This window comes from Oscillibacter sp. 1-3, assembly GCF_000403435.2.
In the GTDB taxonomy this organism is placed as follows: Bacteria; Bacillota; Clostridia; order Oscillospirales; family Oscillospiraceae; genus Oscillibacter.
The window spans coordinates 391,688-415,008 of record NZ_KE159703.1 but is presented as its reverse complement, the minus strand read 5'-3'; the positions used below and the strand labels follow the sequence as shown (position 1 = coordinate 415,008).

17 protein-coding genes are annotated in these 23,321 nt (G+C 65.5%); 8 read left to right on the top strand and 9 right to left on the bottom strand.

Features of this window, described 5'->3' with window-relative positions; translation table 11 throughout:
* Positions 1–4: 4 nt before the first annotated feature.
* A complete protein-coding gene (locus C816_RS01975) occupies positions 5–229 on the bottom strand; it encodes an acyl carrier protein (protein WP_016320727.1) in 225 nt (74 codons plus the stop codon).
* Between the two features lie 247 nt (positions 230–476).
* On the opposite strand from C816_RS01975, the gene C816_RS01970 reads away from it, so the two are divergent.
* The 5 genes from C816_RS01970 to C816_RS01950 all read left to right on the top strand — a co-directional run bounded on the left by C816_RS01970 (position 477) and on the right by C816_RS01950 (position 4,517).
* Complete coding sequence (locus C816_RS01970) at positions 477–1,037, top strand: RNA polymerase sigma factor (protein ID WP_016320726.1); 561 nt, start codon at positions 477–479, stop codon at positions 1,035–1,037.
* Complete coding sequence (locus C816_RS01965) at positions 1,034–1,855, top strand: hypothetical protein (RefSeq protein WP_016320725.1); 822 nt, start codon at positions 1,034–1,036, stop codon at positions 1,853–1,855. Before C816_RS01970 ends, C816_RS01965 begins: the two co-directional genes overlap by 4 nt.
* An 87-nt stretch (positions 1,856–1,942) precedes the next feature.
* On the top strand, positions 1,943–2,653 hold the full coding sequence (locus tag C816_RS01960) for a LytR/AlgR family response regulator transcription factor (protein WP_040654523.1): 711 nt from the start codon (positions 1,943–1,945) through the stop codon (positions 2,651–2,653).
* 1 nt (position 2,654) lies between these two features.
* Complete coding sequence (locus C816_RS01955) at positions 2,655–3,950, top strand: sensor histidine kinase (RefSeq protein WP_016320723.1); 1,296 nt, start codon at positions 2,655–2,657, stop codon at positions 3,948–3,950.
* Between the two features lie 60 nt (positions 3,951–4,010).
* Positions 4,011–4,517 (top strand): hypothetical protein, encoded by a 507-nt coding sequence (locus C816_RS01950; protein WP_016320722.1) that lies wholly within the window; start codon positions 4,011–4,013, stop codon positions 4,515–4,517.
* Here C816_RS01950 and C816_RS01945 read toward each other — a convergent pair.
* From C816_RS01945 to C816_RS01925, 5 genes are all read right to left on the bottom strand, one after another.
* Entirely contained in the window at positions 4,487–6,406 is a 1,920-nt protein-coding gene (locus C816_RS01945; RefSeq protein WP_016320721.1) for a CotH kinase family protein, read from the bottom strand. The genes C816_RS01950 and C816_RS01945 overlap by 31 nt on opposite strands.
* Positions 6,407–6,416: 10 nt before the next feature.
* Positions 6,417–7,088 carry a DUF4956 domain-containing protein gene (locus C816_RS01940; protein WP_016320720.1) on the bottom strand — a complete coding sequence of 224 codons (672 nt, stop codon included), beginning with the start codon at positions 7,086–7,088 and terminating at the stop codon, positions 6,417–6,419.
* 70 nt (positions 7,089–7,158) lie between these two features.
* Complete coding sequence (locus C816_RS01935; protein ID WP_016320719.1) at positions 7,159–7,833, bottom strand: polyphosphate polymerase domain-containing protein; 675 nt, start codon at positions 7,831–7,833, stop codon at positions 7,159–7,161.
* Between the two features lie 162 nt (positions 7,834–7,995).
* Positions 7,996–9,258 carry an S-layer homology domain-containing protein gene (locus C816_RS21465; RefSeq protein WP_016320718.1) on the bottom strand — a complete coding sequence of 421 codons (1,263 nt, stop codon included), beginning with the start codon at positions 9,256–9,258 and terminating at the stop codon, positions 7,996–7,998.
* A gap of 4 nt (positions 9,259–9,262) precedes the next feature.
* Positions 9,263–14,194, bottom strand: a complete 4,932-nt coding sequence (locus C816_RS01925; protein WP_016320717.1) for a M60 family metallopeptidase — start codon at positions 14,192–14,194, stop codon at positions 9,263–9,265.
* A 430-nt stretch (positions 14,195–14,624) separates the two neighbouring features.
* Here C816_RS01925 and C816_RS01920 point away from each other — a divergent pair, with 430 nt between their 5' ends.
* Together C816_RS01920 and C816_RS21460 are read left to right on the top strand one after the other, a co-directional pair.
* A complete protein-coding gene (locus C816_RS01920) occupies positions 14,625–14,999 on the top strand; it encodes a BlaI/MecI/CopY family transcriptional regulator (RefSeq protein ID WP_016320716.1) in 375 nt (124 codons plus the stop codon).
* Positions 14,996–17,986, top strand: a complete 2,991-nt coding sequence (locus tag C816_RS21460) for a M56 family metallopeptidase (RefSeq protein ID WP_016320715.1) — start codon at positions 14,996–14,998, stop codon at positions 17,984–17,986. Before C816_RS01920 ends, C816_RS21460 begins: the two co-directional genes overlap by 4 nt.
* Before the next feature lie 43 nt (positions 17,987–18,029).
* Here the strand turns inward: C816_RS21460 and C816_RS01910 are convergent, their stop codons facing one another.
* Positions 18,030–19,367 (bottom strand): MATE family efflux transporter, encoded by a 1,338-nt coding sequence (locus tag C816_RS01910; RefSeq protein ID WP_016320714.1) that lies wholly within the window; start codon positions 19,365–19,367, stop codon positions 18,030–18,032.
* 115 nt (positions 19,368–19,482) lie between these two features.
* Between C816_RS01910 and C816_RS01905 the strand changes: the two genes are divergently transcribed.
* A complete protein-coding gene (locus C816_RS01905; protein ID WP_016320713.1) occupies positions 19,483–20,385 on the top strand; it encodes a LysR family transcriptional regulator in 903 nt (300 codons plus the stop codon).
* Positions 20,386–20,499: 114 nt separating this feature from the next.
* On the opposite strand, the gene C816_RS24115 is transcribed toward C816_RS01905, so the two are convergent.
* Positions 20,500–21,930, bottom strand: coding sequence for a prephenate dehydrogenase/arogenate dehydrogenase family protein (locus C816_RS24115; protein ID WP_196803602.1), 1,431 nt, complete (start codon positions 21,928–21,930; stop codon positions 20,500–20,502).
* 7 nt (positions 21,931–21,937) lie between these two features.
* The gene (locus tag C816_RS01895; protein ID WP_016320711.1) at positions 21,938–23,158 is read right to left on the bottom strand and encodes a dicarboxylate/amino acid:cation symporter; all 1,221 of its coding nucleotides are present in this window, start codon (positions 23,156–23,158) and stop codon (positions 21,938–21,940) included.
* Between the last annotated feature and the right edge of the window lie 163 nt (positions 23,159–23,321).

Here is a 23,321-nt window from a genome sequence, read left to right as displayed (position 1 = left end):
GGCTTCATTGATGGGACTTCAGATAGCTGAGAATGTCCCCCACGGTCTTGAGATTGGCCGCGTCGGCATCGTCAATGGAGATGCCCGTGGACTCCTCCAGGGCCATAATCAGCTCCACGGCGGCCAGGGAGTCCGCCCCCAGCTCCTCCAGGGTGGCCTGCTCCGTCACCTGTTCGGCCTCACAGCCCAGCGTCTCCACAATCACGTCGCGCACTTTCTCGAATTCCATATGTCCGCTCCTCGTCTGTCGAAATTTTTATTATTTTAATTAAATTATTTTAACTAAAATAATTGAAGCTATTTTATCCGCAGGGCCCCTGTTTGTCAAGAGAAATTTTTCCTCCGGACGAGGGCGGCTTCGGAATCTTTACAGAAACAGGATTTTCCTCTATAATTTTTTGAAAAACCGTAACCGGACCGCCGCAATCAGCGCTTAGATCAGCAGAGAGATCCATACCGGAGAGGGGACATGGCCTGTGGAGGACCGTCAGATTGTAGAATTATACCTGGCCCGGGACGAGTCCGCCCTGGCCCGCACCGCCGAGAAGTACGGCCCCGCCCTGCGGGCTCTGGCGGAAAACCTGCTGGAGGACCCCCAGACCGCCGAGGAGTGCGAAAACGACGTGTATCTAGCGGCCTGGAATTCCATCCCGCCCCATGAGCCCCGGGACTACCTCTTCCCCTTCCTGGCCCGGATCGCCCGCCACACGGCGCTGGACCGCTGCCGGGAGCGGAGCCGCCGGAAGCGCGGCGCCCCCCTTCTCCAGCTCACCGGAGAGCTGGAGCGGTGCCTTCCCGCCCCGGACAACGCCGCGGAGCACCTGGACGACCTGGTTCTGGCGGAGACCATCAACCGCTTTCTGGGGTCTCTCAGCCAGGAGAGCCGGAACATCTTCCTGCGGCGGTACTGGTACATGGACTCCGTGGCCGCCATCGCGGAGCGGTACGCCCTGACCCGGAGCAAGGTGAAGGTCTCCCTCTACCGAAGCCGGAACCGTCTCCGGGAATCTCTGAAAAAGGAGGGCTACGACCCATGACAGGCGAAGAACTGCTGAGAAAGCTGGAGCTGGCGGACCCAGCCTATGTGCGGGCGGCGGCGGAGGTCCCCGCCGGAAGGAGGCGTCCCCGGCTACGGCGGACCGTCCTGGCCGCGGCGTGCGTGTGCCTTCTGGCCTCCGCGGCGGCGGTGGCCGCCGGGGGCGGCACCTGGCTGCTGGACAGCTTCACCGCCCGGGGAGCGCCGGGCTCGGACTTCACCCAATCCGGCTACGACCTGGCGGCGGACGTGGAGAAATTCCCCGTCTCCGCCCTGACGGGAGACATCCGGGAGGCGGGGGAGGAGATCGCCCGGCAATTCCAGAACTATAACCCCCTCAGCAGCTGGTATCCCGGCACCCTGCGGCGGACACACTTCCCCTCCGCCGCCGAGGCCCGGGCGTATATCGGCCTGGATGCCCTGCGGGGGCTGGACTGGGACCTGGAGGAGACCCGGACGACGCTGGACGTCACCGGTGATCCCCAGGGACATCTGCTGCGCATCCAGCTGGAGGTGGACTATGAGGTGGAGGGCGTCCGCCTCCAGACCTTTGCCACCATCTTCACGGAGGACAGCGAGGACACGGTCGTCATCGGGGCCAGAACCACGGAGGATGTGGAATTCAGCGAATCCCTCCGCACCACCGCCGGCGGGCGGCGGTACCAGGTCATCACCGACACCGGCCTTGCCAGCGGCTATTACGGCATGGGCGGCTATCTGGTGGAGGACGGAGTGCTGTACAATCTGCACCTGGCCTATCTGAAAGAGGACGAGGCCCTGGCGGAATCCCTGCTGCGCCAGTGGGCGGACCTCTTTTAGTGCCGTTCATAACACAATCCCGCCGTCTCACGACAGCGGGATTGCTCTTTTTTCGGATATTTGGTATGCTGTAAAATGGTGATTGTTATGATAAACTGCGCGCTTTGTGACGACGAGCCCCGGATGCTGGAGGAGCTCACCGCCTGTCTCACAGCCTATCTGGCGGAACAGCGCCTGCCCTTCCGGACAGAGGGCTTCTCCTCCGGCGCGGCCCTGCTGGAACACGCCGGGGACTTTGACCTGATCCTTCTGGACATCCAGATGGAGGGGATGGACGGCATGGAGACGGCCCGCCGCCTGCGGCAGGCCGGATGCCGGGGGCTTTTGATCTTTGTGACGGTGCTGGGCGAGCTGGTGTTCGACGCCTTCGCCGTGGAGGCCTTCGACTATCTGCTCAAGCCCCTGGACGCCGTCCGGTTCCAGTGTACCATGGACCGGGCCCTCCGGGCTTTGGAGCGGCGGGACAGCGGACGCATTCTGGTCCAGCGGGGAAGCTTTCGCCGGATGATCCCGCTGGGGGACATCGTGTACGGGGAGGTTCTGGGCCGGAAGGTCTACCTCCACCTGCAAAGCGGCGGACTGGTGGACTACTACGAAAAGCTTGAGAACCTGGAGCGGCAGGTGGACGGGCGCTTCTTCCGGTGCCACAGGAGCTACCTTGTCAACCTGGACTTTGTCCTGGGCTGCGGCGGAGGACGGGTAACGCTGTCCCAGGGCGGCGAGGTCCCGGTCTCCCGGCTGCGGGAGCGGGACTTCACCCAGGCGCTGCTGCGCCGCATGAGAGAGAGGTCTTTTTGATATGGACTGGTTCAGCCTGCTTCTGGAGGGTCTGACCCTGGCCACTCTGGTGACCGCCCACATCGCGTTTACCTGCCGCCTGTCGGGGAAGCCCGCCAAACGCCGGTATTTTGGCGGGTATCTCCTGTTTCTCTGCGCCATAGACGCAATCTCCCACGTCCTCGCTCTGGGCGAGGCCTTTGCCGCGGGCGGGGAGCTGCTGGCCCTCTTCGCCTTCAGCCGTCTGGCGCTGAAGAGCTCCCGGTCTCTCTCCTGCGCGGCGGCGGTGCTGGCGGTCTACACCTCTCAGCTCTCCTCCGGCATCATAGGGTCCCTGGAGTGTATCGCCTTTATTGGGATAACGGGCACGCCTCTTCTGTATCCGCTGGTCATCCTGGCCGTCCTGCTGGCCTTTGCCCTGTGCTGGGGCAGCTGCCAGCTGATCCTGAAGTGTCTCCCTCCGCAGGAGGAGCCGGCCCCCTATCTCCGCCTCCCCCTGCTGACCACCGTGTTCTTCTTCGCCGCAGAGGTCTTTTTCACCCAGACCGTCTACGGCCGCCTGTCTGTTCCCGCACCGGCGGAACCGGGAAAGCACCTGGGCCTGCTGGCTCTCCAGGTCCTGGGCCTCAGCGCTCTGCTGTGTACCCTGCACGCCTACCGCCGCGCCTGCCAGGGACAGCGGGCCCAGGCGGCACTGGACGCCCTCTCCCAGGCCGCCCGGGCCCAGCGGGCCTATATCCGGGAGGCGCGGGCCCGGGAGGAGCGGACCCGCGCCCTCCGCCACGATCTGAACAGCCACCTCACGGTACTGGAGGGACTGCTGAATACCGGCGCAGCAGAGGAGGCCGCCGCCTACCTGACATCCCTGCGGACTGCGGCGGACGCCCTGTCTCCCACCTTCCGCACCGGCAGCGCCGTGATCGACATCCTGCTGGCGGACAAGCTGGAGACCGCTCAGGGCATCACGGCGGAGGTCTCCCTGCTCTGGCCCCGGGAGAGCGGCGTGGACGACTTTGACCTGTGCGTCATCTTCGCCAATGCCCTGGACAACGCCGTCCGGGCCTGTCTCGCCGCTCCGGAGCCCAGGTCTCTGCGGATCACGGGCAGCCGCCAGGGGAATTTTTACAGGCTGTCCTTTGAAAACACCTGTCCCCCCGGCCCCCTGCCGCCCATTGGGACCGGCCTCCGCAATGTGAAGGCGGCGGCGGAGAAGTACCACGGGGCCATGCAGACGGAAATGGAGGGCGGCCGCTTCCGCCTCCATGTGCTGCTGAACATCTCAGAGCGGCCAGAGGGCCGTTCAGAGCAAATGTCTTGAAATCTCCGCCGGGAAACGGGATACTGGACTCACAGAACAACTCTGAAAGGAGAGACAGGTATGGAACCCATTTCCGGCATGATCCACTCCCCCGCCGCCCCGGCGGGCGTTCGGGAGACGTCCATTGTTCAGCCGCCCCAACGGGAGGCCCCCCGGACCGCCGCCCCGGTTCCCGCGACGGACCAGTACGTCCCTGAGGAGGCGCACACGCCCTGCGGCCTCTACTGGGTGGGAAAGGACGAGGACGGCAGTCCCAGGATCTTCTTTGACGACCCGGAGCCAAAGACGGCGGATACACCGCCGGAGGATGAAAAATCCACTCCGCCGGGGGGACCGGAAAAACCGGCCTCCGGCAGAGGAGAGGAGAAATGCACCTGTGACACCAGCAAGGTGGACCGGGAGATCGAACAGCTGAAAAAGCGCCGGGAACAGCTGGAGAGCCGACTCCGGACCGAGACGGACGAGGCCCGGGTCAGGGAGCTGGAGCGGCAGCTGGCCCAGGTGGACCGGGAGCTGTCCCAGAAGGACAACGACGCCTACCGGCGGGGGCACTCCCAGTTCTCCTGAGCTTCGGCGGGGCTGATTCTGCCGGGTCCGGGCGGCGGTCTGCGCCCATGGCGGCGAAATCTCCACGCGGCCAGAACACCCGCCAGCAGGACCAGGGCTGAAACGCCCAGCAGGAGCGGCGTCCGTCCGTCCGGGACGGCGGCCTGCGGATCACCGTTTTCACCCGGGACTGCCATCTCCATGGGTCCCGGCCAGCCGGAGGGGCCCTGCTGTCCCTCCGGCCGGTTTTCCATTTCCCGGCCGGCCGGCCCGGCTCCGCCGCCCATCTGCGGACCGCCGTTTTCCGCCCGTCCGCCGCGGCCTCCGGCGCCGCCCATTTCCATGGTGCCCATATCGGACAGGGTCAGATCCGAGGCGTCCACCAAAGACGCGCCGGCGGCGGACTGGCCGTCCTTCGTGGAGGGGATCTCCCCCGCCAGCTGGCTGGATACGCTCTCGGTACGGAGGGCACAGAAGGCCTTGAGGGCGTCCACGCCGGTCTCAAATTCGTCGTACGTGCAGAACTTTGTGGGGTCCCGCTCCACATAGGGGGCGATCAGGCCGCGGGCCTCCTCTATGATGGCGGCGGGGTCCACGGTCTCCAAAAACGCCTGGAAATACCGGTGGTACAGCGCCGTGTACTCCTCATTGCCAAAGATCCAGTCGAACATGGGCCGGTCGCCGTCGCCGGCGGCGGAGAGCGGGGTGTCGATGGGGTCGTTGACGGCGTCGGAGGCGTCCCTGGCCTGGAAGGTGCCGAAGGCCAGGTTGTAGTCCCAGGGGATCATGCTGAGCCGCCCGTCCGCCTCATAGAGATAATAGTTGTGGATAATGGAGCCGGTGTAGCTGTCTCCGTTGACCACAAAGTTGTGGACCGCAAAATACCGCAGGACCTGATCCACATCTACAGCGCGCTCGATGTCCGTCCCCTCGTCCAGGGCTTTCAGGGCCTGGATCAGCCGCTCCTGGTCCGCCTCCGTCACGTCCGTCTTGGCGCTGGAGAAGATGTTGGCGTAGCTGTCCGGGTCGTCATCGCTGTATTTCAGCTTCACGTCGTCGGAGCCCATGCCGCCGAAGCCGCCGCCGGAGGGCGGCGTTTTTTGTTCCATGGGAAGACCGCCGGACGCCTCGCCGCCGGACAGGGAAGCCGGGTCATGCGCCTGCGCCACGCCCTGTTCCGGCAGTTCCGGAGGCGCCACAGTCAGAACCCGGGGGCTGTTTTCGCCGCCGGCCTGATTCTCCATGAAGTTCTCCATGTCAAAGTCCCGGCCGTTGCCCCGGCCGCCGCCGAAGCTCTGGCTGTCCGGCTTGTAGAGATCACCGTACCCGCTGCCGTAGTTTCGCTGGAGAAAGCTCTCCTCCACGCCCTCTACCGCCAGATACAGCCCCCAGTCCTCCCCGTTGACGGTGATATAGACATAGCTGCACAGGGGCGCGGCCACGCCGAAGGCCCCCATCATCCGGTAGGTGAGATAGTCCTTCATATAGGTGTTGTCCTGGATGATGTTGTTCAGGCACAGCTTATCCAGGCCGTAATAGGTCTTGCCTGCGTCGTAGTGGTCAAACTCGATCTTGAAGCTGTACCGGTCGCTGCCCAGGGCGGAGACCGTGCTGAGGGAGGTGTTGCCCTTGGCGCGAATCCCCACGTTTTTGTACGCCTCGCCGTCGATGACGGCGGCGCAGGCGGCGTACTCCTCGTTCTCGCAGGTCTCGATGAAGTCCTCCCAGCCGTCCATCACAATGTCGATGGTATGTACCCTTGCGGTGTCAAAGAGCCGCGCCTCGTACCCCTGGGTTCTGGAGGCGGGCTGGAGGCCCAGGGCCTCGCCGTTGACAAAGAGGACGGTCAGAAGCAGGGTGAGCGCAAAGACCGCGGCACAGATGCGGTCGATAGATTTATGCGTCGACATCCGCGCCTCCTCATCCCATATAGTCCCCGTTGTAGCTCACCAGCACGGCGCTGTCCACGCCCTCCAGCTCCGCCAGGGTGTTGATAAAGTCCGTGTCTGCATCCTTCAGACGGATCTCCATGTTCAGCTCCACCATGTCCCGCCGGGCGGTCTTGCTCTTGACCACGCACCGCTCCGTGTGCTGCTCCAGGCAGGCGCTGACCCGGGCCTCGCTGTCGTGGCCGTCGCACTGGATCACCACGATATAGGGGTCTGCATGGGACTTTTGGTTGACGAAGACCAGCAGCACCGCGCCGATGAACACGCTGCCAAAGACCGCCAGGGGGATCATCCCCGCCGCCAGCACGATGCCCACGGCGATGGACCAGAAGAGAAAGGCGATGTCCAGAGGCTCCTTGATGGCGGTGCGGAAGCGCACGATGGACAGCGCGCCCACCATGCCCAGAGACAGCACCACGTTGCTGGTGACGGCCAGAATGACCACGGTGGTAATCATGGTCAGGGCCACCAGGGTGACGCCGAAGCTGGAGGCGTACATGACGCCGGTAAAGGTCTTCTTATAGACCAGGAAGATGAACAGCCCCAGGCCGAAGGCCAGCGCCAGGGCGATGGCCGTATCCAGGAGGCTGACGCTGGTGACGTTTTCCAGAAAGCTGGATTTGAAGATGTCGTTGAAAGTCATGATTCTGCTCCTTATTGATGTACTCAATTGGCGCCGGTCCCGGCGCGGCGGGGGCTTTTGAAACGCGGCATCAGCCGTAGACCCGGCAGGCGGCGTATTTGGAGAAGGCGCCTGCCCGGCGGCCCGGCAGCTGCACTGCGTCCTGGATGACGGCGGGCAGGTACGCATCCCACTTCACCTCCAAAATGGCGGGGGCGTCCCCCGCCGGAACGGTGATACAGTCCGGGTCCAGAAAATCCGTGCACCGCAGACCCGTTCGGATGTCGTAGTCCAATGTCACCCGGACGTTGCCCGGGCCGTAGACGAAGGCCTCCCGGGTGTAGTCCACGATGGTCCGGGGCCGCAGGCCCTGGGACTTCATCTTGCTGTACAGCTCCAGGACCAGGTCCCTGCCGCTGCCGGGCATCCAGTCCCAGCTGCCGTCAACAACGGCCTGGGCCTCCTCCGCCGTGAGAAACGCCGAGACCTTGCTCCCCAGGCCGCTGCGCTTGCTCTTCTTCTCCAGGCGGATCAGGGAGACGTCCCCGTCGTAATACCGGATGCGGAACTTCTCCCGCCGGTCCACACCGTCCAGCTTCTCCCGCAAAGCCTTGTCGGCCAGGTTGTCGAAATACAGGCTGCGGATGAAATACCGCCCGTCCCGGGCGTGGCCGTCCGGCCTGGCCACCGCCCGCAGCCGCTGGCGGAGGGCAATCCGGTCGGAGAGGCTGATCTCGTGCTTCCACTCGTGCCGGTACTGGGTCATGGCTTTCACGTCCTTTCCAATTCGTGCTGAGATGGACGCACTTTAACACGGGATGCTGAATCCAACCTGAAAGAGCTGGAAAAAAAGGAGAGCGCCGCCTACTTTCAGCAGGCGGCGCTTTTTCTCTTCTGTATCTCCCAGCCCGGCCCTGCCGGGGTCCCATCAGAGATTTCGGGCAAAGCGGGTCAGAATCACCGCCGCCTGGGCCCGGGTGGCGGTGCCCCGGGGAGAGAGTGTGGTCTGGGAGGTGCCGTTGACCAGCCCCGCGGCGTTGGCCCACGCCATGGCCTCCACGGCGTAGCCGGCGATCCCGGCGGCGTCGGTGTAGGCGGAGAGGTCCGCCCGCTGGGAGACGCCGCTCCCCTTATAGCGGGCGTAGCGGTACAAAAAGGCCGCCATCTGCTCCCGGGTGATGGCCGCATTGGGCCGGAAGGTACCGTCCGAATAGCCGTTGACAATGCCGTTGGCGCTGGCCCAGGCCACGGCGGGGGCGTAGTACATGCCGGAGGACACGTCGGTGAAGTCCGCGCTGCCCACAGCGGGAGAGCCCTCCATCCGGTACAGGATCGCCACAATCATGCTCCGGGTGGTAGAGCCGTTGGGGGAGAAGGAGTTGGGACCGGTGCCGTTCATCAGCCCCCGCTCATAGACGTATCCCACCTCGTCATAGCACCAAAAGCCCTCCGGAATGTCCGTGAAGGGCAGCGCACCCCCCTCCCGGAGACGGAAGGAGGCCTCCACGTCCACCTCGCCGTCCGGCATGGTGAAGGTATAGCTCCCGCCGCCCCGGTCCGTGAGGCGCAGGTCCCGCCACCCGAAGGAGGCGGTCAGCTCCTCCAGCTCATAGCCGGAGTCCGGCGTGACGGTGACGGTCACCGTCTCCCCCTCCTCCGCGAAAGAGGGCCGGACCCGGAGTGTGCCGTGGCTGGGATCGTTGGTGTAGATCCGGTATCCGTCCCCGTCGTAATCGTCCCGGAAGTCGGAGCCAATGGAGACCGTCTCCGTGTAGGACCGCAGGTCCCGGTCCAGCAGGGTCAGCCGGGCCCGGTCCGGCAGGGTACAGCTGCTTTTGGGCTCCAGGTACCCCAGGTACAGCCGGCGGCCCCGGTTGATGGGGTCCTCGCCGGTCAGGGCGCTCATGTAGATAGTGACGGCGGTCTCACCGCCCTCCGCCTCCGCCCGGCAGTCCGGGACGTAGGCGTCCAGCTCCTCCGCCGTAAAGGCGGCGTCCGGGCAGCTCCCCTCCAGGGTCAGCTCCAGCTGGAGGCCGTAGACCTGGTCCTCCAGGCCCTCCACCGTCAGGTACACCCGATCCCCCTCCTCCTGGAGGACCAGCCTTGGCTCACTGTCCCAGGCCGACGCCGCGGCCGGAAGGGTCCAGAACAGGCACAGCGCCGCAAGCAGGGCCGCTTTCATCCGTCTCATAGGCTCAATCCTCCAATACGATGGCGGGCAGGTCCGCGCCGCCGGGGGTGTCGGTCCAGAGCGTCTCCGCCGTGACCCGCTGGGTCTCCGCGCTGTCTGGCAGGTCCGTACGGGAGAGGACCGCCCGCATCTGGCTGGGCAGCAGGTTCTCGCCGCCGCAGTCGCTCTGCTCCCCCTGGAGCTCCGCCTCCCGCTGGACGTTGGGGATGAAGAGGAACAGTCCGTCGCTGATGTCGCTGACCGCGCCGTCCTCCGGCACCTCGGCAAAGAGCAGGGCCCTGCCGTCCAGGAAGCGGGTCTCCACGGCGTCCTCCGCCTCGGTGCCGTCCCCGTTGACCGCGGTCCGGGTGAACCGGCCCTCGATCTTCACAGTCTGGTACAGCGGGTCGCCCCGATAGGTGCCGGTGATCACCAGCGTCCCGGCGGGAATCACGGCGCTGCCGGAGGACGTGAGATAACGGTAGTCCTCCGCCAGGACGCCCACGGAGCCCCCCTCCAGGAAGGCCACGTCGTCCCCGGCGTAGCTGATGAGCTGGATGTCCCCCTCCGGCACGGAGGCGGGAACGCCGGTGACGGTGACGCTTCCGGCGTCATAGGTCCAGATGCGGGTGTCCTCCGGCCCCGCACCGGGCTTTTGGAAGTAGGCGAGGTAGCTGCTCTGGTCATCCACAGCCTGATTGCCCTGGGCGAAGCTGCCGGAGCGGGCAATGCGGGACTGTCCGGCGCTATCTTGAATCTCCACAGAGAACTCTCCCTCCGCGGGGGCGTTTTTCACCTTCCATCCGGAGACGGCGGTCTCCTCCAGCAGGGTGAAGGTCACGGTGTCCCCGCTCCGGCTCACGGTGTAGGCGCTCTCCGGCAGGGTCTTGTCATAGGCCACCCGCACCTCGTTGGACCGGGCTGTACTGACGGCATTGCCCAGGATGTCATAGGCCGCGATCTCATAGGTATAGGTCCGGTGGTTGGCGGAGCCCACGACATCCTGATAGGTGGTCTCCGCGGTGAAGCCGATGGGCCGGAAGCTCTGCCCGCCGTCGTCGCTGCGGCGGATCTCATAGCCCTGGATGGTCCCGGTAAAGCTGGGTGCGATGGTCAGGGTGATCTCGCTGTCAGCCGTCAGCGATGCCGAAACGGCCGCGCTCCCGCCGGCCGGCTGGGTCCCCGCCAGCCGCGCCCGGCGGCTCTGGTCGCTGAGGTACCAGACGGCCCTGGGCTCCTCCGGGTACCCTGCCAGCGCCGCCCTGGCGCTGTCGCTGAGGACCATGCCCCAGCGGGTGAAGAACTCCTCCAGGTTCCGGTTTGCTATGGCGGAGGCCGTCAGGGCCACTCTGTCCTGATAGGAGGACGCGCCGGCGAAGTACTGTCCGGACTTCCAGGCCTTGAAGAAGCGGTTGTAGAAGTCCATGGGACTGTCACCGCCGTCATAGGCCAGGTGGAGCTGCCAGTAGAGCCCCAGCTGGACGAAGACGTTGTTGGAGTCCCCGGGAAGCCCCTGGGCGGTCTTGGTGAAGACGGCCGGGTACTTGCCGCTCCTCTCCAGGCGGGAGGCCAGGGTGTTCTGCTTCCCGTCGTAGGTCTGGACCATCAGGGCGTAGATATTGTTGGTGATCTCCGCCTTGCCCAGCTTGTCCATGTTGTGGCCGATCTCGTGGGCAATGCCCCAGCCGAAGAGGCCGTTGGCCGAGGCCCCCGCCCCCATGGCGCTGACGGGCTTTCCGCAGACCATGCCGGCGCAGGAGCCGTAGCCGATGCCGATGTGGCTCCCGGCGGCGTACATGAACGCGCCGGAGAACATCTGCATGCACCGGATATTCTGCCGGGTGGTCATGTCGTTTTTCTCATAGGTGTTGTCAATGCCCTGGGTGGTCTTGCAGATGTGCATCAGGTCCTCCCAGGCCAGAACGTTATTGTACAGGGTCTCCGCCCGCTCCGCCTGGGTTCTGCCGCTGCCGTTCAGCGCCGCCAGAGCGGGCAGGGACAGCAGCACCGCAGGCAGGGAGATCTCCGTGACATTGTGCCAGTCGGCGGTTTTGGCGGCGTCCGTGACGCCCTGGGCGGAGACATATGCCTCCAGCTCCGCCGCGTACTCCCAGATGCGGTCCTGTCGGGCCGTGTCGCTGAGGGCGTACCAGTCGGAGAGCTCCAGCAGGGGGATCTTCACCGCCCGGCGGACGGTGAGGGAGACCTGCTCCGGATTCTCCCCGCTGCAGGTGACGTACAGGCTGCCGCCCCGGGGGGTGTTCTGGCTGCCGATCTTGGGGACGGTCAGGACATTCCGGCCGTTTCGCAGGGTGCCGATCTTCTGGAGCCACTGGCTGGCCTCGGCGTTGTACTGGCTGGCGTAGACCGTGACCGTCTGACTGCCGGGGATGGAGGCGTAGACGGTGATCTCCTCTCCGGCTCCGGCGGCGGCGCCCAAGGGCTGGAGCTCGCTGCCGCCCTGGCTGTACTTCGCGCCGTCCAGGGCGCCGCTGCGGCCGTCCAGGCCGGTGAGAACGCGGCTGCCTGTGGGCTGACGGAGAAGAAGGGCCTCCGCCAGGTCCAGCTCGTCCGCCATGGTGGCGGTGTAGAGGTAGTAGTTCCGCTCGTCGCTTTCCAGCCGCTGGCGCAGGGCGTCGATGGTCCCCTGGGTGACGCCGGGGACCAGCTCCGTGTGGGGGCCGCCCAGCCCGCCGGCAAAGAGGGCGGAGATGTCGTCCTGCAGGCTGCGGGACGGGTCGTACTCCATGAACATCAGCTCCGACAGGCTCACCGCCGTATAGGCCCACTGCTCGATGGAGACGGCGATCTGCACCACGTCCGTCACCGGCTCAAAGGGCATTACGGCAAACTTCGTGGAGACAGGGTTCCCCTGGACCGGCAGCCAGGTATTGGCGTCAGAGACGCTACCGCCCTGGCCGGGCTCGGGGGCGAGCAGGGTGCCGGGGCCGTTTAGATTATCGCCCTGCCGCCAGACGGTGACGGCGTAGAGCCGCAGATTGGAGGCGTAGCCGCCGTCCAGCCGGGGCACCCAGATCACCGCGCTGAGATCCACGGGCCGGCTGAAGGAGGCAAAGACCTGCTTGCTGTCCCACCAGTTGCCGTCGCCGTAGGAGTGGGAGGTCCAGTGGGTGCTGTAATTCCCGTCCGCCATGTTCTCCGGCCGGAAGGGATTGGCCGCCGTGTAGGCGCTGGGGGAGACGTTGTTGGGGTCGCCCAGCCAGACCCGATCAATATCCTGCCAGTCCAGCACGCCGGCTGCGGGGATTCCCTCCGGGCGGCTGTAATCCGGGGACTCCGGCGTGCCCAAGGCGGTGCGGGAGGGTCCGCTGAGGCCCATGCTGTTGCCGGCGAGAATATAGATCTCATAGGTGACGCCGTTGGTCAGGCCGTTGATGGTGGTGCCGGTGCCGGAGAGCTGCCCGCCGTAGCGCTGGAAGACGCCGCTCCCCTCCTGCCGGTAATAGACCTCGTAATAGGTGGCGTTCTTCGCGGCCTTCCAGGACACGGTGAGGGCTGCGTCCAGCACGCCCACGTTCACCATGTCCGGCGCGTCCGGCGCCTTGGCAGGCTGGGGCGTGGCCGCCACGGCGGAGGAGGTTCTCCCCTGCCAGCCGCCGTCCACGGGGGTCACGGTAAAGAGGTAGGTTTTCAGATTCTCCAGGCCGGTGATCTCCGCCCGGGGCACGTCCACGGTCTGGGACCGGGCCTCGCCGCCGTCCCGGAGGCGGTAGTCCACCCGGTAGCCGGAGACGTTGGGCAGCTCGCCCCAGCGCAGGTCCACCCGGCCGTCCCCGGCCTGGGCGGTGAGATTTTTGATCTCGCTGTTGGGCGGGGCGGGATTGTCCGGCACGATCTCCTGGAGAAAGCGGATGGACTCCACCACGGCGTAATCGCCGCCCTCGGTGCGGGTCACGGAGATGACGATCTCCTTCACCGGCACCCGGCGGCCCAGGGAGATGGAGACCACGCTGCTGCCCGGCATGGGACCGATGGCGTAGATCCCCTCCGGCAGGGACAGGTCAAAGGGGATGTCCTCCCGGACGCCGTCCTGGTACTCCACCGCGGCGGAGCCCGCCAGAACGGCCCCCAGGCCCTCGGGGGAGACGATCTGGAGCTCCTCCAGCTCCACCGGGTCCGCCAGGGGAATGTCCAGCTCCAAAACGCCGTCCCCGCCGGAGAGGACGACGGTCTGTCCGTTGCTCAAAAAGAGGTCGTCCACACTGCCGGAGAGCACGCTCCCGCCGGAGCGGAGCAGGGCGTTCAGCATGGCCGCCGTGTCCACCGGAGGACGCAGAATGGCGGTGTTCCGCACCGCCGCGCCGCCGTCTGCATCCATAGCCCGGGTGAGATAGGCCAGGTCCACCACGTCGATCTCGCCGCTGCCGTCCAGGTCGAACTGTTCCAGGTCCCGGCGGTCATCAGAGCCCAGGGCCTCGCTCAGAAGCTCCCGGTCCCGGCGGTTCACGGCGCCGTCCCCGTCCACGTCGCCCAGGGTAAAGGTGCCGTCGCCGGTGCCCAGGGTCACGTGCTGGGAGTAGTCCCAGAGGGTGAGACGCTGGGTATAGGGGACATACCCCTCCCCGGTGAACTCCAGGGCGTAGTCCCCCTGGGGGAGGTTCTCCACGGTGACGTCCAGATAGCCGGGCCAGCTTCCGCCGCCCAGCTCTCCGCCGTCCTCGTTCCGCAGGGCCACCGCCGCCGGATAGCCGCCCACCTGGGCGCCGCCGTCCTCCCAGCCCAGGGAGAGGCGCCCCAGGCGCTCTCCGTCCCGGAACAGCGCCACCTGCACGTCCCGCTCCCGGATCTCCTCCAAACGCTGGGGGAAATCCAGCCGGAGCGTGGCGGCGACGGTTCCCAGGACCTGTCCCGCAGCCGTCTCCGCCGCCAGGGTCCCGGGAACGGTCCCCCCGAGCAGGGCCGCCGCCAGCAGCAGGGAAAGAATTCGTCTTTTCATCTCTCTCATTCCTCGCTTTCGTAAACCCGCCGCAAAACACCGCGGGAATGTCAAAATTCCGGCAGTATTATACCAATTCCCCTAGGTTTTGGCAAGAGTTTTTCGGACTCGGGCGTGTCCGGCCGCGCATTTTGCCATCCGTGATTTCAGGCCTTGTTTGATAAATGGCAAAACGCCCAAGCATCTGCGGCTTTGCAGGGGCGGGGCTCTGTCCCCGCCCGTTTTCTGAAAACGCTGAGGTTTCCGGAGGACGGACCGGGACAAATCCCGGCCCCTGCATAAAATCTGCGAAGAGGACGCTTCCCCGGACTTTTACCCGCTGCTCTGGGACCTGGAATTTTTTCGCTTCCCTCTTGACATTTGGACTACACACTGTTATCATAGCGTCAAGACTACAAGATATAGTCCAAGAAAAAGGAGGTCTGATGGTATGCCGCAGCAAATTTCCGACTCCGAGCTGGAGCTGATGAAGATCGTCTGGGCCGCCGGCGGCACCGCGCTCTATGCGCACATTATGGCGGAGCTGGCCAAGACGGGCCGCGCCTGGCAGAAAAACACCGTCATCACCCTGCTGTCCCGTCTGGTGGACAAGGGCTTTTTGAAGGTGGGGAAAATCGGCCGGCGCAACGAGTACACCGCCGCAGTATCCCAGGCGGACTATCAGGCGTCCCAGACCCAGTCCCTGGTGAACAAGCTCTATCAGGGCAGCGCCAGAGACCTGGTGGCCGCCCTGATCCGGCGGGAGGCCCTGTCCGCCCGGGACTATGAGGAATTGAGGCGATTCTGGGAGGAGGGAGAGGCATGAGCGGCGTCTTCAAGACCGTGCTGTCCCTGTCCGTCTCCGGTTCTGCGGTGATTTTGGTGCTGCTGCTGTGCGGGCCGCTGGCACGGAAACGGCTCAGCCGGCGGTGGCAGTACTATATCTGGCTGGCGGCGGTGGCCCGCCTGCTCCTGCCCTTCTCACCGGAGGGGAGTCCTGTGGGAACGCTGTTCCAGCGGACCGTCGAGCCGGATGCGGCGGCCGTCTCCGGCTCCGTTCCCGCGCCTGCCGCCCCGGGCAATACGGCTCCCGACTTTCCGGAGCCCGCCGGGGACGGCGGCGAAATCCCCGTCTCTCCCGGCGTCCCCGCGGAGACCGCGCCGGCGAAGGCGGAGATCGACCTCTGGAGCCTCCTCTCCGCCCTGTGGCTGGGCGGCGCGCTGATTCTGCTGGCCCGGAAGGTCACCGCCTATCAGGACTTCTCCCGGTTCATCCGGGCCGGGTGCCGGGAGGTCTCCGATCCCGTCCTGCTGGACCGTCTGGCCCGGATCGGAGCGGAGGCGGGCGTGCGGCGGCCCGTGGAGCTGTTTGTCGCCCCCGAGGCCTCCTCCCCCATGCTGCTGGGCCTTTTCCGGCCCCGCATCGTCCTGACCGCTCTGGAGATGCCGGAGGACGATTTCCGTTACACGGTCCTCCATGAGCTGACCCACTGCCGCCGGCGGGACCTGGCTTATAAATGGCTGGTACAGGCGGCGGTGTGCCTCCACTGGTTCAACCCTCTGGTGTGGCTGATGGCCCGGGAGATCGGCCGGGCCTGCGAGCTGGCCTGTGACGAATCGGTTCTTCGTACTCTGGACGGCCCGGAGCGGCGGGCCTACGGGGATATGCTGCTCCGGGCCGCGGAGGCCGGCGGAGTTCTCGGGGCATCTTGCGGCTCGGCGACGCTGAGTGAAAACGGAAAACTGCTGAAAGAGAGGCTGACGGCAATCATGAGCTTCAAAAAGACCACCCGGACGGCGGCGGCGCTGTCCCTGGTGCTGACCATCGCCCTGACGGCAGGGGCCGCGGCGGCGGGGGCCTACAGCGGTCCCGCGCGGAGCAGCGCCGCCCCCGAGAGAGACACGGACGCCGCGTTTTTCTACACCCAGGAGGGCTACTACCAGCCGCCCTATCTCTTCGAGGTGGCCTGGAACATCAGCGAAGCCGCAACAAAGGACTATGCCAGCGCCAGGGCCGCCCTGCCGGAGGGCGGCGCGATGACCGTCTATTTCGAAGACGCCTGCAAGGGTATGGCGGGGGACAAAACCGCCATGGACGCCCTGTCCGCCCTGCTGGGCCGGCTCCGGTCCGAGCCTTTTCCCATAACCCGGCCGCTGGTGGTCAGTGCGCGGAACATCCAGGGCGCCGACCCCGCCGCCCTGGCGGAGCGGTATTACGAGGAGGGGGCACTTCCCCAGTTCGGGGCGGTGTTCCCCCAGCTGAACAAGAACGCCCAGGAGGCGATGCTGGAAAAGCTCTATGACGACGGCTCCACCGCCTTTTTCTCCATGGCCCTCAAGCACCTGGAGCCGGGCAGCCCCCTGGCCGCCCGCCTGGCGGAGAGGGCCTATGACGGCGGGAACATCGCCTTCTTCTCCCTTCTGGTGGAGCACACGGCCAGCCAGGCGGAGCTGGAGGTCTGGCTGGCCAGAGCCCGGGAGGACGGACGGCTCAACTTCACCTCCGTGCTGCTGGACACCCTGGACCGGGACGAGGAGCTTGAGACCCTGAAAGCGGAGGCGGAGGCCCGGCTGGTCCGGGAGTACGCCGCCCACGGCGTCACCAAAAACGGCCAGGAGTACCGCTGGAACAATCAGCTGGTGCGGATCTTCCTGGATGTGCGCTCAGCCGACAGCTCCTTTGTCACGCTGAGCATAAATCCCAAGGGCACCGTGGACATCAAGGTCTCCCGGGGCGGGGACGGCGCCATCACAGCGGTCTCGCTCATGGACAGCGCGGAGGCGGAGGCCCTGCTGGCGGACATGAACGACCCGGACGACGGCTGGGATAAGCCGGTAACCACAGCGTCTCCGGCGGGAGCGACGGCGGGCGGAGGCGCCGTCACCGTCAACATCCCCCGTCTGGGGCCGCAGCAGGACGGAATCGCCTGGCTGGGGGAATTTGATCTGGCCCCCGGGGACCAGATCCGCTACGACGTCTCCGCGGAGACGGGGCCGTTTCTCCAGGTGGGCTTTGTGAGGGGACAGGAGAGCCCCGACAGCCGGCGCTTTTGTTCCGTATCCAACCCGCGCACAGACGGCGTACTGCGCTGCGCCTCCAGCTTCACCTTCCCCGCGGAGGCCGGGACCTACCGCCTGTTCGTCCGCGCCCCGGAGGGCGCCGTGGGGAACGTGCGGGGCAGCGTTGTGATTACGCCCCGGGGGCAGGCGGAGAAACAGGATTTTGTCCCCTCGGAGGAGCAGGTCCTCGCCGCCCGGAGGCAGGCTCTGGCGGGGATGACCCAGAGCCAGGTCCAGCGGCTGAATACGGTCATCCGGCAGGCAAATCTGTGGTGGGAGCACAAATATTTGTACGACAACATCTTTCAGGAGCTGGAGAACCCGGAGAGCCTCTATTGGAACTATTTCGACCGGACAGGCGAGATCCAAACCGGCTGGGCCTATGACGGAGAGCTGGATATAGAGACCGTCTGTCGGCGGGAGCATCTCACCGAGGACCAGTTCTACGCCAAATATGGAACGCCGGTGGTCACGGAAAACGCGTATGATGCGGACAACTTCATCGCCCTGCTGGACGAGCTGACCGCGAGCGTCCGGAGCCAGAGCCTGCGCTCCGCCCTGGAATACATCCGGGAGGAGGTCCGGCTGGCCGCGGAGCAGCACTCCATGGAGCACGCCAACAACGAGTACCGAGCTCTCCACGACCTGGACTATTTCCTCCTGCGGTACGGTCCCGCGGACGTGGGTCCGTATGTAACGGACGGCTCTACCATCTGCAAATACTATGGGACCCTCTCCGTTTACACCAAATAAACGCCAACGGGGCGCGCCGGGAACCGGCGCGCCCCGTTTTGATTCAGCTCTCTGACGCCGCTTTCCGCAGGTCCCTCCGCAAGGGAAAGCTCCAGACGGAGACAACCCCCGCCCATCCCAATCCCGTGGCCAGGGCCACGGCGGGCAGGCCCATCCGGGGCGCCAGCAGGGCGGAGAGGACCACCCGCACCGTGATGTGTCCCGCGGCGCCCATGGCCGGCAGGTTCACCAGTCCCCGGCCCTGGAACCAGCCCACCATGCCGCTGCCCAGGAAATTGAAGAGATAGAAGCAGGCCACCAGCCGGAGATACCCCCGGGCCTCCGAGAAAACCGCCTCCCCGCTCCCCTCCGGCAGCACCAGAGTGAGGACCGGCACCGCCCCGGCGATCATCAGGGCGGACATCACCAGCCCCAGGACCGCCAGCAGCCGCTCGCCGGTGAAAAAGCCCGCCCGGCTCCGCCGGGCGTCTCCCGCGCCGGTGTTCTGCCCGGTGAAGACCGACATGGAGGCCGCGCCGCTGTCTCCGAAGGAGTTTGCAAACCCCTCCACCCTTGTGGCGGCGGTGTAGGCGGTGATGGCCCCGGCCCCCAGGCCGTTCACCGTGCCCTGGACCAGGAGCTTGCCGACGTACAGGCTGCACATATGCAGGGCGGACACCAGGCTGAACCGGACGATCCTTCCCAGGAGCCGGGAATCGTACCCCATGTCCGTCCGGCGGAAGACCAGATGGGAAAACCGCCGCCGGAGGTAGACCTGACAGCACACCGCTGCCAGCGTCTGGGCCAGCACCGTGGCCCAGGCCGCCCCGGCAATGCCCCAGTGAAGCCCGGCCACAAAGAGGAGGTCCAACGCCAGGTTTGCCGCCATGGACGCCATGAGAAACCCCAGCGCCGCGGCGGTATTGCCCACGGACCGCAGCACGGCAAAGCCCAGCTGGTAGGCAAAGGCCGGAAGAAATCCCAGGAAGATCACCCGGAGATAGACTGCGGCGGGGGCCGCGATCTCCGGCGGCGTGCGAAGGGCCGTCAGAAGCGGCGGCAGCGCCAGAGCAGCCAGCGCTGCCAGGGCCAGGGAGCACCCGCCGCCAAAGGCGGAGGCCAGGAAGAACTCCCGCCGGAAGGCGCCGGCGTCCCCGGCGCCGCGGGACTGGGAAAGCAGGGCGCCGACGCCGTTGCAGCAGCCGGTGATGAGAAACAAAAAGAGGTTCATCACGGACCCGGCCACGCCCACGGCGGCGAAGGCCTCCTCGCCTACATACCGCCCCGCAACGGTCACATCCACCGTGTTGTAGAGCTGCTGCAAAATATTGCCGGCAAGCAGCGGCAGGGCCAGTGAGACCATCTGCCGCCGGATGGGCCCCTGTGTCAGATCGGCTGTCATGCGCGCACCCCCTTGAAGAATCGGCCTATTCAGTATACCGGCAAAATTCCCCCTTGTAAAATGCCAAATGAGGCGTTAATATATAATAAAAATATTATATTTATGAGGACAGATTATGACATATCAGGAGATTGAGGTATTTCTGACCGCTGTGCGGACCGGCAGTCTCTCCGGCGCGGCACAGACGCTGTATATCACCCAGCCGGCGGTGAGCCGCCACATCCAAGCCCTGGAGCAGGAGCTGGGCTGCGTCCTGCTGGTCCGAAAGCGGGGCCGGCGCCGTCTGGAGCTGACGGAGCAGGGGCAGGACTTCGTCCTGGTGGCGGAGAAGTGGCGGCAGGTGTGGCAGGAGGCCCGGGACGTGGCCCGGCGGGACCGAAGCCGGACACTGCGGGTGGGGTCTGTGGGCAGCGTCAGCACCTATCTGCTGCCGGCCGTGTTCCGGACCTTTCTGGAGAAAAACCCCGCCTGCGCCCTGACCTTTCACAACTGCCACTCCTGGGAGGCGTACCAGTACATGGCGGAGGGGACGCTGGACATCGCGCTGATCTCGGACGATATGTTCTATCCCCAGGTGGAGACCATTCCCGCCTACCGGGAGCCCATGGTGCTGGCGGCGGGAAACGCCTGCAGTCTGCCGCCCCGGGTACACCCCTCCATGCTGGACCCCTCCCGGGAGCTGCGGCTGCCCTGGAACCCGGAGTTCGATCTCTGGCACAGCTTCTGGTTCTCCGGCGGGGCCCAGCCCCGGGCGGTGCTGGACCAGATGTCCCTGCTGGAGCAGTTTTTCAGCTGGCAGGGAAGCTGGGCGGACAGCTGGGCGGCGGCGCCCGTATCTGTGGCCCTCTCCATGCGCCGCCGGGTGGACATCCGAATCCTGGAGCTGGAGGAGGGACCGCCGGAGGAGCGGATCTTCTGCCTCCTGGGCCCCCGTCGCAAGCCGGAGCTGAGCGGAGCGTTTCTGGGCTGTCTCCGCCGGGAGCTGGAGCGTCTGCCCCATGTGCAGGTATATCTGTGAAATTAAGAGAGACCGCCTGGGGCAGTCCCAGGCGGTCAAAAAACGCTGGAGATTGATTCAACGGGAAGGAGGGGTGTGTGCGGGGAACCCAGGAGGGGTCTCTCTCTTCTCCGATTACTCCGAGGGCTGGTCCGGGTTCAGTGCGTCAATGTGCTCCTTGGCCTCCCGGCCCAGGCGGAGCAGCTCCTCCAGCCGCTTCCCGTCCTCCGCCGCGATGGCCTCCCGCAGCTCCATCATGTGGCGGATCAGCAGGTCCACCTCCGGCAAAAGGGCGTCCCGGTTCAGCAGGAACAGTTCCTTCCAGACCTTCTCATTGAGACACGCGATGCGGGTCATGTCCTTGTAGCTTCCCCCTGCAAAGCCCACGTAGTCCGGGGAGACGGGGCTTTTCACGTAGGAGTTGGACACAATGTGGGCCAGCTGGGAGGTGTGGGCGATCATGCGGTCATGGGTCCGCGGGTCGCAGACCTTGACCCGGCGGAAGCCCACCTGGGCAAAGAGGCTCTCCAACGTCTCCAGATCCCCTGGAGCGGTGGCCTCTGTGGGTGCCAGAATCATGCTGGCCCCCTGGAACAGGTCCGGGGTGGACCGCTCATACCCGGCCCTGGCCAGTCCCGCCATGGGGTGGCCGCCGGTGTAGCGGACGCCGCAGGCCAGGGCGAGGGGCGTGATCTCCTCCACCAGCCGCTGCTTGACGCCCACCAGGTCCACCACCTGGGCCCCCCGCTTCATCAGCGGGATGTTTTCGCGGAGAAAACGGATGGTGGCCTCCGGGTACAGCACGGGAATCAGCAGGTCGCACTGGGCAAAGATCGCCTCGTCGGCGATGCCGTCCACGGCGCCCTCCGCCAGCGCGGCCTCCGCCACGGAGCGGGTGCGGTTCCAGCCGTACACAGTACAGCCGGTGTAGCGCTTGAGCGCCTTGGCCATGGACCCGCCCAGCAGGCCCAGGCCCGCCACAACAATCAGCTTGTCCGGTCCCCGCTCGGTGAGGCGGATCAGCTCAAACTCCGTGGCGTTCTCCGCGTCGTCCTCCAGATTCTCCTGCAGCAGGTGCAGGCCAAAGGACTCCCCGGCGTCCCTGCGGCAGAGCACGCCGGTGTCCGGCGGCAGGACGCCCTCCGCCAGATGCCGGGCGGCGATGGCGGTATCCTCCTCCTCCTTCCACTCGGCCTGCGGATAGTCCCGGGCCAACCTCTCCCGGCACTGTTTCAGCGCCTGGATGTGGGAGGCCACGGCACGGATCTCCCTCACAGAGGGGTCCTTGACAAACAGGCAGTGGTGGATGGGAATGCAGTCCAGCGCCAGCATCCGGTAGCTGAGGCCCCGCAGGGCCGTCTCCGTCTCCAGCACCACCCCGGCCACGTGGTTCAGCGTCGCCATGACGCCGTAGTCCACCTCTCCGGCCTTAAGGGCGCCGACGACGCCCTGGGAGTGGACCAGGGGGACGTACTCCACATCGGTCCACCCAAGACGCGCCGCCATGCTCTTGGCGGAGGCCTCGGAGTTGCTGCCCTCAATGCCCTGATAACCGATCTTCATCATCGCGCGCTCACTTCGCCATGGAGCCGTCGTACTCACCGATGCTCTTGGCGATCATCAGATTGGCGGCCACGTCGCCCTCCACGTTGATGGTGGTAAAGGCCATGTCCAGCAGGCGGTAGAAGCCGCTGATGGGCCCCATCAGGTCAATGGGCAGGCCCAGGATGGACAGGAAGGACGCGCCCAGCACCACGCCGCCGCCGGGGATGCCCGGGGCCGCCATGTTCAAAAGCGTCGCCACCAGCACCAGGAAGATGATGGTGCCCAGGGGCAGGTTGATGCTGTAAAAGTCCGACACAAAGACGGCCAGGCAGCAGAAGGAGCAGGCGCCGCCGCACATGTTGATGGTACAGCCCAGGGGCAGGGTGAACTTGGACACGCCCTCCGGCGCGCCCAGGTCCTCCACGCTGACGTTGATGGTGGTGGGCAGAGTGGCGGCGGAGGAGGTGGTGGACAGGGTTACCAGGGCCACCTTGCCGCAGGCTTTGATGAATTTTATGGGGCTGACCTTGGTGTAGAGGCTCACAGGCAGCACCATGGCCACGAGGAACACCACGATGCAGCACAGCCAGCAGGTGCCGATGTACTTGGCTAGGGCGCTGAAGATGCCCGCGCCGTACTGGGCCACGGAGTAGGCCATCAGAGACAGCACGCCGATGGGGGAGATCTCCATGAAGTAGCCCAGCATCTTGAAAAAGGCGTCGGACAGGCTGTTCATGAAGTCCAGCACAGGGCGGCCCTTCTCACCGACGGAGAGGATGGCAATGGCGAAGACGATGGTGAAGAGGATCACCGGCAGGGTGCTGCCGTCAGCGCCGGCCTTGATGATGTTGGTGGGCACGATGGTCATGAGGAAGCTGGTGACGGTGGGCGTGGTGATCTCCCCCTCGTAGACGGGGGCGTTTTCAAACACGGTGCCAAGGCCCGGCCGGATGACCCAGGCAATGGCCAGGGAGATGACGGCACAGGCAATGAACATCAGCACATACAGCGCCACGGTGCGCACGCCGATGCGCCGCAGAAGATTGCCGTCTTTGATGTTGGCGATGCCGCAGAAGACGGCGCAGACCACGATGGGAATAATCATCAGCTTGATGAGGTTGAGGTATAGGTCGCCCACCACTTTGGTGGCAATGGAGAAATCCTTTGCCGTCAGGCCCAGGATGACGCCAAGGACGAAGCCGACGGCGACCCGCAGGAACAGGTTCTCTTTTTTCAGCAATACTTTCAAATTTTCTCTCTCCTAACTTTGCCGATATATCGCTTTACAGTACGAAAGCGACAGTGATTATAGCACACATTGCGCCCTGTGTCCAGAGATTTTTTCGCAAAGCGGAAAAGGCCCCTCCGGCAAATACCGGAGGGGCCTTTTTGCTCAGAAGCCGGAACCTGCG